Origin of the sequence: Alteromonas lipotrueae (assembly GCF_019249215.1) — a bacterium.
GTDB classification, from domain to species: Bacteria; Pseudomonadota; Gammaproteobacteria; order Enterobacterales; family Alteromonadaceae; genus Alteromonas; species Alteromonas lipotrueae.
The window spans coordinates 1-13,635 of sequence record NZ_JAESDI010000010.1 but is presented as its reverse complement, the minus strand read 5'-3'; the positions used below and the strand labels follow the sequence as shown (position 1 = coordinate 13,635).

Annotated in this window: 14 protein-coding genes and 1 pseudogene; 10 read left to right on the top strand and 5 right to left on the bottom strand. The window is 43.2% G+C overall.

What is annotated here, in order from left to right:
* Positions 1 to 332: 332 nt before the first annotated feature.
* The gene (locus tag JKP82_RS13100) at positions 333 to 2,144 is read right to left on the bottom strand and encodes a choice-of-anchor I family protein (protein WP_159532804.1); all 1,812 of its coding nucleotides are present in this window, start codon (positions 2,142 to 2,144) and stop codon (positions 333 to 335) included.
* A 322-nt stretch (positions 2,145 to 2,466) separates the two neighbouring features.
* Between JKP82_RS13100 and JKP82_RS13095 the strand changes: the two genes are divergently transcribed.
* The gene (locus tag JKP82_RS13095; RefSeq protein WP_159532806.1) at positions 2,467 to 3,261 is read left to right on the top strand and encodes a M48 family metallopeptidase; all 795 of its coding nucleotides are present in this window, start codon (positions 2,467 to 2,469) and stop codon (positions 3,259 to 3,261) included.
* A 79-nt stretch (positions 3,262 to 3,340) separates the two neighbouring features.
* Here JKP82_RS13095 and JKP82_RS13090 read toward each other — a convergent pair whose 3' ends face one another.
* Entirely contained in the window at positions 3,341 to 4,183 is an 843-nt protein-coding gene (locus tag JKP82_RS13090) for a mechanosensitive ion channel family protein (protein WP_159532808.1), read from the bottom strand.
* 817 nt (positions 4,184 to 5,000) lie between these two features.
* Between JKP82_RS13090 and JKP82_RS13085 the strand changes: the two genes are divergently transcribed.
* The 4 genes from JKP82_RS13085 (at position 5,001) to ruvX (ending at position 7,939) form a co-directional block, all read left to right on the top strand.
* Positions 5,001 to 5,729 carry a 16S rRNA (uracil(1498)-N(3))-methyltransferase gene (locus JKP82_RS13085; protein ID WP_159532810.1) on the top strand — a complete coding sequence of 243 codons (729 nt, stop codon included), beginning with the start codon at positions 5,001 to 5,003 and terminating at the stop codon, positions 5,727 to 5,729.
* A gap of 212 nt (positions 5,730 to 5,941) precedes the next feature.
* Complete coding sequence (gene gshB / locus JKP82_RS13080; RefSeq protein WP_218397343.1) at positions 5,942 to 6,895, top strand: glutathione synthase; 954 nt, start codon at positions 5,942 to 5,944, stop codon at positions 6,893 to 6,895.
* A 50-nt stretch (positions 6,896 to 6,945) separates the two neighbouring features.
* The gene (locus tag JKP82_RS13075; protein WP_159532814.1) at positions 6,946 to 7,512 is read left to right on the top strand and encodes a YqgE/AlgH family protein; all 567 of its coding nucleotides are present in this window, start codon (positions 6,946 to 6,948) and stop codon (positions 7,510 to 7,512) included.
* Positions 7,505 to 7,939: a Holliday junction resolvase RuvX gene (gene ruvX, locus JKP82_RS13070; RefSeq protein WP_159532816.1), complete on the top strand. Its 435-nt coding sequence runs from the start codon at positions 7,505 to 7,507 to the stop codon at positions 7,937 to 7,939. Before JKP82_RS13075 ends, ruvX begins: the two co-directional genes overlap by 8 nt.
* A 217-nt stretch (positions 7,940 to 8,156) precedes the next feature.
* On the opposite strand, the gene JKP82_RS13065 is transcribed toward ruvX, so the two are convergent.
* The 3 genes from JKP82_RS13065 to JKP82_RS13055 are packed head-to-tail and all read right to left on the bottom strand — an operon-like array spanning position 8,157 to position 10,642.
* Entirely contained in the window at positions 8,157 to 8,471 is a 315-nt protein-coding gene (locus tag JKP82_RS13065; protein WP_159532818.1) for a putative signal transducing protein, read from the bottom strand.
* A 5-nt stretch (positions 8,472 to 8,476) separates the two neighbouring features.
* Positions 8,477 to 9,589 carry a PilT/PilU family type 4a pilus ATPase gene (locus JKP82_RS13060; RefSeq protein WP_159532820.1) on the bottom strand — a complete coding sequence of 371 codons (1,113 nt, stop codon included), beginning with the start codon at positions 9,587 to 9,589 and terminating at the stop codon, positions 8,477 to 8,479.
* Positions 9,590 to 9,598: 9 nt separating this feature from the next.
* Entirely contained in the window at positions 9,599 to 10,642 is a 1,044-nt protein-coding gene (locus tag JKP82_RS13055) for a type IV pilus twitching motility protein PilT (protein ID WP_159532822.1), read from the bottom strand.
* A gap of 24 nt (positions 10,643 to 10,666) precedes the next feature.
* On the opposite strand from JKP82_RS13055, the gene JKP82_RS13050 reads away from it, so the two are divergent.
* The 5 genes and pseudogenes from JKP82_RS13050 to JKP82_RS20885 form a co-directional block, all read left to right on the top strand.
* Positions 10,667 to 11,353 carry a YggS family pyridoxal phosphate-dependent enzyme gene (locus JKP82_RS13050; protein WP_218397340.1) on the top strand — a complete coding sequence of 229 codons (687 nt, stop codon included), beginning with the start codon at positions 10,667 to 10,669 and terminating at the stop codon, positions 11,351 to 11,353.
* Between the two features lie 55 nt (positions 11,354 to 11,408).
* On the top strand, positions 11,409 to 12,230 hold the full coding sequence (proC, locus tag JKP82_RS13045) for a pyrroline-5-carboxylate reductase (protein WP_218397338.1): 822 nt from the start codon (positions 11,409 to 11,411) through the stop codon (positions 12,228 to 12,230).
* A gap of 21 nt (positions 12,231 to 12,251) precedes the next feature.
* Positions 12,252 to 12,791, top strand: coding sequence for a YggT family protein (locus JKP82_RS13040; protein WP_159532828.1), 540 nt, complete (start codon positions 12,252 to 12,254; stop codon positions 12,789 to 12,791).
* Positions 12,792 to 12,813: 22 nt separating this feature from the next.
* Positions 12,814 to 13,254: a DUF4426 domain-containing protein gene (locus JKP82_RS13035; protein WP_159532830.1), complete on the top strand. Its 441-nt coding sequence runs from the start codon at positions 12,814 to 12,816 to the stop codon at positions 13,252 to 13,254.
* A 190-nt stretch (positions 13,255 to 13,444) separates the two neighbouring features.
* Positions 13,445 to 13,558, top strand: a pseudogene (locus tag JKP82_RS20885) (transposase); the annotation flags it as partial.
* Between the last annotated feature and the right edge of the window lie 77 nt (positions 13,559 to 13,635).

Below are 13,635 nucleotides of genomic sequence, written 5' to 3'. Positions count from 1 at the left end.
CTTTTTCTATTATTTCTGTTTAAGCCATACGGCCATGACATAACGGAGAAATAGGATAAGTGAAATCCGACAGACTGTTAGCAGGCAACCACAATCTGTGCTCAGACAATTTGAGCGCTACTACGCTGCACTTATCGTTTCAATGTTAATACGTATAGTTATAGCTTAACTCAAACCATCCCTTATGTAATCACCGCTCAACGATTTACCCTAGGCATAAAATTTACACGTTTTTTTGTTTACATAAAAAAACGGCGCCAAGGGCGCCGTTTCATCACAGGTTTCTACCTAGTGTTTTTGCTCACTATTTTCTACTTATTACCGCGTTTCACTTAGTTTTGCGTGATTTGCCACACCGTAACAGTGCCGCTGACTTCGTTACCTACAAGTAACAATGGAACGCCGCTTGCGCTGTTTTCTGCGCTAACAAATACAAGGCTTTCAGGCGCCAAATCACCAATAACGTCAGACGCTGATAACCCTTCTGTTAAATCGCGATTGATAATGTAATCGGCAAACTGAACATCGTAAGGGTTGGTCACATCGTATACGAATATACCGCCCATCCGTTCCGTACCAACAAACGCATAAGTTCTATCACCTATAACACCTATGGTTAATGCTTCAGGCTCAGGTCCTTTATTTTCAGAACGAGAATCACCTTCGTTTTCATCATCACCATTATTGAATGACGCCCCATGCACTGATGCAGTAATTCGTTCAAAATCATCGCCTGAATCGTAAACCGCTAAACCGTTTTGATCCCAAATGGTAAATGAACGTGAACCATACGCATAAGCTGCATCATATTCACCGTTACCATCCGCATCGCCCATTGCATTAGTGACACGTAAATCATCTGCTTCGCCATTGGCTTGTAAGTCAGCAAGTTCAGAATTCGCTTCTGCCGTTAAGTCTTCAACTTTAACTTCGTCGATATAAGCTAAACAGCCATCGTCCTCATCAAACTCTAGTCCACCTTCACTTAGGCAGGTTGCTTCGTCAGCAGACTCAAAGAAGTATTCGCGAGCATCACCTTCATTGGCAGTGACAACAAACGTAGCATCTTTCCATGAATAATTGGCTATAGTATCAGGCTGATATACACCGTAAAGGCCGTCATATTGACCGAAGCTAACGCTACCATCTTCTTGAATATCAATATTCAAGCCAGACCAACTTTTTACACCCAAGCCAACAATTTCTACGGTTAGTTCTTCAAGATCAAGAATGGCTAAACCGTTGTTTTCTTGTAGGCTGACGTACGCTACATCGTTAGTCGCCGTGATATATTCTGGTTCTAGATCTTGAGCCACAGTGGTAGCAATATCTACGCCTTTAATCGTGCGGCCACTTGGATTAGGGAACATCATTCCCTGCGCAACTAAGTCGTCTTGACTGCCGTTAAAATCCGTAAAGTTCACTGAGGTCGCTGTCTCTTCAGGCTCCCCACTTGCAAGAATATTAATTACCGAGATAGAGCCTTCTGGGTCAACCGTATAATCATCTGAAGGCTCACCTTCGTTAGCCACCAATACTTTTCCGCCATCTGGCGTAAAAGTCACCATGTCAGGTAATGCTCCAACAACGACTGAATCTAGAAATACCGGAGCAGAAGTGTCTAACCCATTATAGAAAAGTACGTAGCCGTTATCTGTTTTCACATCAGCAGGCACTGCAACAGCCATTAGGTCGCCACTAATAGCAATACTGGTGAGGCTTCCTAAGGTTACACCGTCAATATCTGCAGGTAGCGTGATATTACTCACCGTAAGGTTGGTAGTATTGATTGGGTCGCTCATAACAGTGGTGCTTACTGTATCAGCGGCAATAACTGCTATAGCGTTGGTTTCACCGTTGGTGGCATAAATAGTTTGGGTGGCAGCATGATATTGCACGATTTCAGCCGACGTTATGTTACCCAAAAAGGCGCGGGCAACAACGTCAAGGGAAACACCTAACGAGGCATCACTACCATCAGCACCATCGGCGCCATCAGAACCCGCTTCACCTTGCTCGCCCTGAGGGCCTTGAGCACCTGTTTCACCTTGTGCACCATCGTCACCATCTAGACCGCAGCCAGTAAGGGCCGCTGAGATAAGTAGCGCTAAGACGCCGTATTTGAATTTTGACTGCGCAGACATTTAATTTCCTTTTTATCATGTTGTTACGCCAAACCTCAGCTTGCCAACAGGGCTTCTCAATTCTCGCCTTCAGCACGTGAACGAACCTATGACATACAATGTAGATTTAGCTATTATTTTAATTACATCTGTATATAAGCTAGAGCCAGTGTATGACACAAATATTAATTTGGCAAAAGGGTAAATTTACAAATGAATAACACCCCGATTTGTAGTATTAATAGAAGCTAATATTGGTCTGCTCTTGCGCACTATACGTATTCAATAATATGGGTCGTAACTCACTAATATTTCTCTATTTCGCGAAAACAAGGATTAAAATATGAAATTGAGGTTTACCGCATCAATCGCCGCTGTAGCTCTTGCTGTGACAGCTTGTGCTACATCGCCTACAGGTCGTAATCAGGTACTCTTGTATTCTGAATCTCAATTGGCGGAAATGGGCGACCAAGCATTTAGCGGAATGAAAGAAGAACTCAAAATCTCAAACAAAGCAGTTCAAAACAGCTACGTTGAGTGTGTTGCAAAAGCGATCACCGCGAATGTCCCTAACAGTGTGTTCGATGGTACGTGGGAAGTCGTTGTTTTTGATGATGAGCAGGTTAATGCCTTTGCTTTGCCAGGAGGTAAAATTGGTGTTTATACGGGATTATTAAATGTTGCTGAGAACCAACACCAGCTTGCGGCGGTCATCGGACATGAAGTCGGCCATGTTATTGCAGAACATGGTAATGAACGTATGTCTCAATCAACGCTTATCAATATGGGCACCCAAGCGGCAGGGGCCGCTTTGGCGATGAACGAAGTTTCACAAACTGCACCTATCATGGCAGCCATTGGCCTAGGTTTACAAGTTGGGGTTCAACTACCATTTAGCCGTACCCATGAGTCTGAAGCCGATGTTATTGGCCTCCAACTTATGGCCATGTCTGGCTTCGACCCACGTCAGTCGGTTAATTTATGGCAGAACATGGATGCAGCAAGCAGCGGCGATCGTCCTTTAGAGTTGCTTTCAACTCACCCTGCCCCGCAAACGCGAATTAGCAACTTACAAGCAAATATGAACGCTGCATATACCGATTATCAGGCATCAACGTATCGCCCCAACTGTGGCTAGTCATTCGACGTCGCCAACGTAAAATTCAGACACAAAAACGCCACATTAATGTGGCGTTTTTGTGTCAGGGAATAAAATTTTATTCGCTGTCGTTTTTGTGAAGATGTACATCCATTTGTGGGAATGGAATTGAAATACCTTCTTGGTCGAAGCGAAGTTTAACTTGCTCAGTAAAGTCGAACTTAACGCCCCAGAAGTCAGACGCTTTACACCATGGACGAACCACGAAGTTAACGCTGCTATCAGCCAATTCAGAAACGGCAACAGTAGGTGCTGGCTCGCTTAGGATACGCTCATCGGCGCGAACCATTTCATTAAGGATTTCTTTTGCTTTGCGTAAGTCAGCGTCATAACCAATACCAACAACCATATCAACACGACGTGTTTCTTTCGCTGAGTAGTTAGTAATGTTATTGCTGTAAATGCCACCGTTAGGCACAATAATTTCTTTGTTATCTGGAGTGGTCATTGTGGTAGTAAAGATACCAATCTTGTTGATCGTACCTGAAGTTCCAGCAGCTTCAACAAAATCGCCTGATTTAAAAGGCTTGAATACAAGAAGCATTACGCCAGCAGCAAAGTTTTTCAGTGAATCTTGCAGTGACAAACCAATGGCTAAACCTGCAGCACCTAAAATCGCAACAAGTGAGGTTGTATCAACACCAAGCTGGTCTAGCGACGCCACGATAACAAACAACATCAAAATAGCGCTTATAATGGCTTCTAAGAAGTCCACCAACATTGCATCGTACTTTGATTTTGCCATTAGACGGCGAAAAATAGATAGGATGAATCCTACAACGATTCGACCAATAACGTAGATAACAATCGCCATGGCAATATTAATGCCCCATGGAATTGCGTAATCGTTAATGTAGCGTTCAACATCACTCGATGAGAATAATGATAAATTTTCTTCCATAATTTTGTCCTTTTTTTATCAATCGTAGTGTAAGCCGAATTAAAGTAGCAGGCTTTTAGATTGACGCCAATGACTTTAAAGCTCAAAGGGCAATTTTAGGTCAAAAGTCTAATATTTACGTGGCCTACAGCCAACAAATGTTATCCTAAAGTCGACTTTTTTCCTGCTAATTTTTTCTTCTAAATTATTGTCGAGCTATTTAAGAATAGTGTCGTAATTTCGTCATTAGAGTGTCATTTAAGCAATTTACTCTCAATACCTCGTCAAGTTAGTTTGCAACCCAGAAAAGTGAATCAGCCATAACGGACTATCGAAAAATTCTACGAGAATTGATGATTTTTTAGTCCAATTGGTGTAGAATTTTCCGTCAAAATAAGCAGGATGCTTTATAGAGTCTGCAAAGCGCTGAAATACATTTGAAAAGAATGTGAACCGAACATGACGTTAGCATGTATTGCTATTGTCATTTTGTATAGCTTAGCAAATAGAATAAAAGGAATAATCTATGTTTTACTTTATATTACTGGCAATTATCGTAGCAGCATTGTTCTTGTATTCTTTGAGAACAGATAAAGGTGAACATACCAAGTACGCACGTAAGGACGGACAAGTATTACCTCCTCAGAAGAATGAAACGCAAAACTCCACTTCAACACCTTCGGCAGCGTAAATAGTCATCGCACTATTATTGTTAGCGAAACTCTGACCAAAATAGCTTTTTACAACGCATTGTAGCGATTTTTCAGCTACGATGCGTTGCATCCACTTGCTCTAGCCACGTATCATATCCACATTATCCGCCATAGTTAGTTTACCAATGCGCATACCAAGAATTTATTACCCCAATCCAATTCCTCTTGAAGAAGAATTTCAGTTGACCGAAGAAGCTGGGCATCACATCGCCAGTGTGCTTCGTTTGAAAGCGAATCATCCCATCGTATTATTTAATGGTGACGGTAATGAGTACAGCGCACAGATTATCAATGCCCAAAGAAAAAAGGTTTTTGTAGAAGCCGATGCGTGTTTATCATTATCCAAAGAATCACCGCTAACTATACATTTAGGGCAAGGTGTGTCTAAAGGTGACCGGATGGATACAGTGCTGCAAAAAAGCGTAGAGCTAGGTGCTACCGAAATCACCCCTATTTTGACAGAGCGATGTGCAGTTAAACTAGATGAAGCCAGATGGGAAAAAAAGCTGCATCAATGGCAAAAGACCATCATTGGTGCTTGTGAGCAAAGTGGCAGAAATACACTTCCCTTGCTGAACCCGCCAATTGCACTTAACAAATGGTTATCTGAGTCGACCTCGAGTTCACGGTTAGTATTGGCGCCTGGTGCAGAGAAGCCGTTGGCCCGTCAACCATATAACTCCCAAGGCTTTCGTTTGTTAATTGGCCCAGAAGGCGGACTTTCCGAGGCTGAAATTCATCAAGCGAACGAAAGCGGTTTTACGTCGTGCAGTTTAGGACCGCGAATACTGCGTACTGAAACAGCGGCCATTAGCAGTATTAGTATTCTGCAAGCCCAACATGGCGATTTTTAAGCAGGCAGCTAAAGCGAGCTTTACAGGTTAATTATTAGAAAGTTTGGTTTTTTCGATACTTGATCTAACTGCTGTGTGCCCCCACTTAACATTTAGTGGTATTCATACCAAAACCAACTTCGACGTATAAAATGTACCAACAGTCAATTTGCATGATTAGTGCGTAAAGCTGTGGCCAACTTATCTACCTTTATCAAAAAGTGAGAACATACATGCACTACACCCTTGGCGTGATTATGGATCCTATCGCGGTGATCAAGCCGCATAAAGACACCAGCCTAGCTATGATGCTTGAAGCCCAGCGCCGTGGCGCTACCGTACTGTACTTCGAACTCAAAGACATTTATATAGATAATGGCAAGCCAATGGGGTTGGCTAGAACCATTACCGTGCGTGATCAAGCGACTGACTTTTACACCCTAGGTGAAGAGCATACTGTTTCACTTGGCGACATTGATGTGTTACTTATGCGTAAGGATCCCCCCTTCGACAGCGAATTTTTATATGCGACCCATATTCTATCGCTTGCCCAAGACCAGGGCGCACTGGTTGTAAATAATCCGCAAGCGCTTCGAGACTACAACGAAAAATTGTTCACATCTTTGTTTCCTGAGCACATTCCTAACACACTGGTAAGCAATAATCAGAAGCTTATTCGTGATTTCCATGCCAAGCATCAAGATATTATTTGTAAGCCTTTGGATGGAATGGGCGGCGCTTCAATTTTCAGAGTGAAGCCAGATGGAAATAACTTAGGCGTGATCATTGAAACGTTAACCAATTTGGGCAAGCGTTACATGATGGTTCAAGCGTACTTACCACAAATAAAAGATGGTGATAAACGTATTCTTATTGTGGACGGTGAAGTGATTCCTTATTGTTTAGCACGCTTACCTACCAAAGGGGAAACCCGTGGTAATTTAGCTGCTGGAGGAACAGGCAGGCCCCAGGAAATTTCAGAAACCGATCGTGCGTTAGCTGAAGCTGTGGCTCCCACCTTACGAGACAACAATATTTTATTTGTTGGGCTGGACGTGATTGGTGAGAAAATCACAGAAATAAACATTACTAGCCCAACCTGCGTAAGAGAAATAGAAGGTCACTATAATATTAATATTATGGCCTCGTTATTCGACGCAATTGAAAAGCGCCTTATAAATAAGTAGCTACGCAGCGTTTTGCACTAACAGTAGGTAAGTGAGAAGTAGAGGAAAAAATGACAGAACTGAAAAGTTTACAAAACCACTTTCTAGTAGCGATGCCCTCGCTAGATGACCCGTATTTTTCCCGCTCTCTCACTTATATTTGCGAACATAACAAAGACGGTGCCATGGGGCTGGTAATAAATCAGCCTTCAACCATGAACTTGAAAGCGTTGCTCGAGCAAACCGACAAAGACTTAACCGTGGCAGAAGATAAAGCCGAACAGATTATTCTTGCTGGTGGACCAGTGAGCCAAGAGCGAGGATTTGTGCTGCATTCCAGTCAAAGTGGCTGGGACTCAAGCTTGACCTTATCGCCTGACGTTATGATTACCACTTCAAAAGATATTTTGTCTGCGATTGGTACTAATACAGGACCAGACTCATCCATTATCGCGTTAGGTTATGCGGGATGGACGGCGGGGCAACTTGAACAGGAAATGCAAGATAACTCATGGCTAACCATAGAGGCCGATGACGAAATTTTGTTTAACACTCCCATACATAAAAAGTGGCAGGCAGCGGTTAATAAACTTGGGGTAGATGTGTGGCAGCTCGCACCAGGAGCTGGGCATGCCTGATATTGGTAGTAGAACAGTACTGGCTTTCGACTTCGGTACAAAAAGTATAGGTGTGGCGGTAGGACAAGAAATTACCGGAACAGCGTCACCGCTAGCCGCGCTAAAAGCCCGTGATGGTATTCCAGATTGGAATGTTATTGAAAAGCTTTATGAAGAATGGCAACCGCAGCTTGTGGTGGTTGGTTTACCGTTAAATATGGATGGCACCGAACAAGAAGTTACTCTGCGCGCCAAAAAATTTGCTAATCGCTTGCATGGTAGATTCAAAGTGGCGGTAGATTTATGCGATGAAAGGCTTACCACAACAGATGCTAAATCTATGTTGTTCGAGCTCGGCGGCTATAAAAAGCTAACCAAAGAAAAAATAGACAGCGTATCGGCCTGCGTGATTTTTACCAGCTGGGTTGAAAACCAATACGGCGAGTAGTTTCTCGCCGTTAGTTGGACACCCACTAGTTGGACACCCACCTTTTCAACACCTCATTCGCCGTTGGTCGGACGCCTGTCGTTCTTGTGACGTTCTTGGATGACGTTCTTGGTCACCCACTCTTTTTACACCCAGCGTAAAGTAGCTCAGACTAAGGCTATCATTGCAAGACACCCACAGTTTCAATCACGAATTAATGAATAAGAAACCCGTAACGCTAAGGCCTACTTCCTCCACATTTCCAGCAAGTATCAAAAGCTTCACCGTTTGGCTCACCACAATTTCCACAAACCCACGGGAACTGCTCGGTAGGTTTGTGGCTGTCCATTAGCGAATTCACAACCTTATTGGCTCTGGCAGACCAAGATTCATCTATTAGCCAAAGTTCTGGCTGAGATTCTTGCCATGGCAGCTCGCCCACCGCCCCACCGGCAAATTCATTTTTCACTAGGTAAGGTATAGAGAGTGCATCGAGTTCACTTTTCACCGACTGAAGTAAGAAAGCGTCGGACGACGTAAAAAGCTTAATCAAGAGTTTTAGTCATCCATATCTATCGAGACATTGGATAATGTGCCCAAACTCGACCCATCGTTAGAGTCTAGTTTTATCATTAGACGCAAATCATTGGGGGAATCTGCATGGTGTAAGGCTTGGTCTAAATCAATACTGCCCTCGCGATATAAATCGTACAACGCCATATCGAAACTTTGCATCCCTAACTCTTTGCCCTTTTTCATGGCTTCTTTCAAGCTCCCTATTTCATTACGTTGAATAAGGTCGCTTACTAAAGGAGAGTTTAGAAGAATTTCAATTGCGGCTACCCGCCCCTCACCGTCTTTGGTTGGAAGAAGCTGCTGCGCTACTATAGCTTTTATATTTTGGCTTAAGTCAAAACGTAACTTGTCGTGTTGGTCTTTTGGCGCTAAGTGCATAATGCGCTCAATGGCTTGGTTAGCATTGTTAGCATGGAGTGTTGCCACACACAAATGACCCGTGTCAGCGAACGACATGGCGTATTCCATTGTCTCCATTGAGCGAATTTCACCAATAAGAATGACATCTGGCGCTTGTCGCAGTGAGCTTTTCAATGCATCGTCGAATGAGTGGGTGTCTATGCCCACTTCACGCTGAGTTATCACGCAAGATTTATGCTCGTGTACAAATTCAATAGGGTCTTCAATAGTTAAAATATGCCCAAAAGAATTACTATTCCGATGGCCGATGAGTGCGGCCAAGGAGGTCGATTTACCCGTGCCGGTTCCCCCTACAAAAAGCACCAAGCCGCGCTTTGACATAATGATATCTTTTAACACCGAGGGTAAACCAAGATCATCAACCTTAGGTATTTCGGTAACAATACGACGTACCACCATCCCGGCTTGATCTCGTTGCCAGAATGCCGAACAACGAAAACGCCCTAGTCCCTCTCGCACAATGGCAAAATTACATTCCTTGGTAGTATGAAATGCGTCTTTTTGCTTTTCATTCATGGCCTCATGAACAAGTGCTAATGCATCTTCATCATTAAACGAATTTTCCGAAATTGGGGTAAGCTTACCGTGCACCTTAGCGCTAACGGGAAAGCCAGCGGTTACGAATAAGTCAGAAGCAGATTTCTCTACCATTTTTTCTAAAAAGCGATCTAACATTACTCGTCCTTAAAAATTACTCATCGATTGCTTGTCTTTCGATTTAGCGGCAGCGTCTTCTCTAGAAATTGCACCTAGCGCCAACAAGCGTTGTAGACACTGATCCATAGTCTGCATACCCGAAGCTTGCCCCGTTTGAATAACGGAATACATTTGAGGCACCTTATCTTCACGAATAAGATTTCGTATCGCCGGAATACCTACCATGATTTCGTGCGCAGCTATTCGCCCTCCCCCCACCTTTTTCAACAGGGTTTGAGAAATTACAGCTCGTAGTGATTCAGACAACATAGATCGCACCATCGCTTTTTCTTCGGCAGGGAACACATCGATAATACGGTCTATCGTTTTAGGCGCTGAGTTAGTATGCAAAGTGCCAAATACTAAATGCCCCGTTTCCGCAGCTGAAATGGCTAAACGAATTGTTTCTAAATCACGCAATTCACCAACTAAAATAACATCTGGATCTTCACGTAATGCAGAGCGAAGCGCGTTACTAAATGAGTGGGTGTCTCTATGTACTTCCCGTTGGTTTATCAGGCTCATCTTATTTTCGTGCACAAACTCGATAGGATCTTCAATAGTAAGAATGTGCTCACGCTTATGCGAGTTGATATGATCTACCATCGCCGCAAGGGTTGTACTCTTACCCGAACCCGTGGCCCCAGTTACTAGGACAATTCCGGTAGGTTGGTTGATTATTTCTTTGAAAATTTCAGGTGCACCTAAATCATCAAGCGTCAGAACTGTGTTGGGGATAGTACGGAGCACTGCTGCTGCACCGCGATTTTGTACAAAAGCATTTACACGAAACCGCGACAAGCCACTAATTTCGAATGAGAAATCGGTTTCCAAGTTCTCTTCGTATTCTTTACGTTGCATGTCATTCATTATTTCATAAATAAGTGCATGGACTTGTTTATGATCTAATGCGGGTACATTAAGCTTACGCATTTCTCCGTCTACGCGGATAAGAGGTGGCAGACCTGCTGATAAGTGCAAATCTGACGCTTTATTTTTAACGCTGAAAGCCAAAAGTTCGGTAATATCCACAACAACTCCTCAAAAAGGTGAATAATGCAAACAATAGCAGAAAGACTCAATAGTGCACGACAGGATGTGAGCCTAGCTACTACCAACGCTAATCGTCCACCAAATTCAGTTAAATTGCTAGCCGTGAGCAAAACTAAACCGGTATCGGATATTATGGCAGCGTATGAAGAAGGACAACGTACATTCGGCGAGAACTATATACAAGAAGGTGTAGATAAAATACAGCAGCTGTCTGCACTTAGTGATATTGAATGGCATATGATAGGCCCAATTCAATCGAACAAAACAAAAATAGTAGCCGAGCATTTTGATTGGGTGCAATCCGTTGACAGAGAAAAAATAGCGCGTCGTTTGAATGACCAACGTCCGGCGGATATGGCGCCTTTGAATGTATGTATTCAAGTTAATATTGATGATGAAGCGAATAAGTCAGGAGTAAAACCCGAAGAAGTAGACGAGCTAGTGCGCTTTATTGGCCAGCAGGACAAACTTTGCTTGCGCGGGCTGATGGCAATTCCTAAAGCGAACCCGGACAGCCATGAACAAGCGCAAAGCTTAAGTGCTTTAAAGGAATTGTTCGACCGATACCATACAAACTTGACCAATTTTGATACCCTGTCCGTAGGAATGAGCAGTGATATACAAAGCGCCATCGCTCATGGGTCTACCATGGTAAGAATTGGCACAGCTATCTTTGGCTCACGAAACTAGTTCCTACTATTTTTTACTGAACGCTGTTAGTTTTTCAACTTACAATAGGATTCATATGCAACAAAAGAAATTGGCATTCATTGGCGCGGGCAACATGAGCCGTAGCATCATTAGTGGTTTAATTCAGTCTGGCTACGATAAGACACGCATCTTAGCGAGCAACCCGTCTACTCCGAAACTCGATAAATTAAAAGAGGAATTCGGTATTCAAATTACCCAATCTAATGATGAAGCCTGCCAGTTTGCCGATGCTATTGTGCTAGCCGTTAAACCCCAAATGATGGGTGATATGTGCACAGAACTTAAGCAGAACAACGATTTATCTGGCAAGTTATTTCTTAGCATTGCAGCTGGGTTACCCGTTTCTCGATTACAGGAAATGTTAGGCGGGGAATACCCTGTTGTTCGTATAATGCCAAATACGCCAAGCCTACTTGGTAAGGGTATGTCAGGCATGTACGCAGACACTACCGTGTCACAAGACAATAGAACTTACGTTGATGATGTGATGAATAGCGTAGGTGAAACGGTATGGGTAGAAGAAGAAGACGGTATTAACGGCGTTATCGCCGCCGCTGGCAGCAGCCCAGCGTATTTCTTCTTGTTTTTACAGGCCATGCAAGAGGAAGCCATAAACATGGGCTTCGATAAAGCACAATCCCGTTTGATGGTACAGCAAGCCATGTTGGGCGCGGCTGAAATGGTTTGTCACAATCCTGACCTTGAATTAAGTGAGCTTCGTGCCCAAGTTACCTCTAAGGGCGGCACTACGGCTGCGGCAGTCAATACCTTAATTGACCTGGATTTGAGTGATATCGTAAGTAAAGCGATGCGCGCTGCGGTAGCTCGCGCTGAAGAAATGGCAAAACAGCTTTAACGTTTTTAGGAACATCAAAACATGAATGCAACGGTTTTTCTGGTAGATACACTATTTGGTCTGTATTTAATGGTGGTTATCTTACGCCTATGGTTGCAACTGGTTAGGGCTGATTTTTATAACCCTATGAGCCAGTTTATTGTAAAGGCCACACATCCAATCGTGGGGCCGTTGCGCAGAATAATCCCTTCAATCGGACGCTTCGACACGGCTACGTTCGTGCTAGCGCTTGTTGTTGCGGCGTTAAAAATAATTACGCTTTCACTGATGGCTGGTGGAAGTTTGAATCCAGTCGGTATCGCAATCGTTGCACTGATTGAAGTGGTAAAAGAAACCCTTTCCATTATGTTTTGGGTGTTGATTCTACGCGCCATTTTAAGTTGGGTATCACAAGGCCAAACGCCTATCGATTACCTTCTTTATCAATTAACTGAGCCTTTCTTAGCACCCATTAGAAAAGTTATACCGCCTCTAGGTGGTTTAGACTTATCTGTGCTGATTGCCATTATTGGACTACAGTTTTTACAATTGCTACTTCAAGACACATTCAGGTTTTTTTAAGCTGAATATGTAAGGTGATAACATGAAAAAAATCAGTACATTACTTTTTGGTTTATTGGGTAGTTTGTTACTTATTATAAGTAGTGCAGCGTACGCCGAGCAAAAGCAACAACTAGGCGATTGGGATGTACATTACATGGTAGTGAGTACTCCCTTTCTTACTCCAGAAGTTGCGGCCTCTTACGGCATAGTTCGTAGTAAATTTAACGCCCTTGTCAATATTTCAGTGCTAGACACCGTAACAGGAACTTCTCAACGGGTATCGGTTTCGGGTACGGCTAAGAACTTGATAGGCACCACTAAGACACTCACCTTTAAAAAGGTAGAAGAAGGTGATGCTATTTACTACCTAGCAGTGCTACCTTTTAGAGATAGAGAAAACTACCGGTTCAGTATTGATGTTCAACGTGGAAATACCTTGCATACCTTAAATTTCAAGCAAGAAATGTTTGTTGATGGTTAATAATTAAAGTAAGCCGAAAGCGCGAAACACGTAATATAATTTTGTAAAAATACCAAAAGGCGAGTGAAAACTCGCCTTTTTTACGCGCACTAGAAGCATGGACACCCACTCAAACCATCCTCTTGTTCAGTATATTTAGCCAATGAATTAGCTCAATATCTCAATAACTATTTTGAGAGTGAGTTCCCTTATGCCACGCCCTAGAAAGTCACTAATCTGTTTACAAAACACCCCTTACTATCACTGCGTATCACGGTGTGTGAGGCGAGCATTCTTGTGTGGAGCAGACCGTTACACGGGAAAGTAGAAGCATGGACACCCACTCAAACCATCCTCTTGTTCAGTATATTTAGCCAATGAATTAGCTCAATATCTCAATAA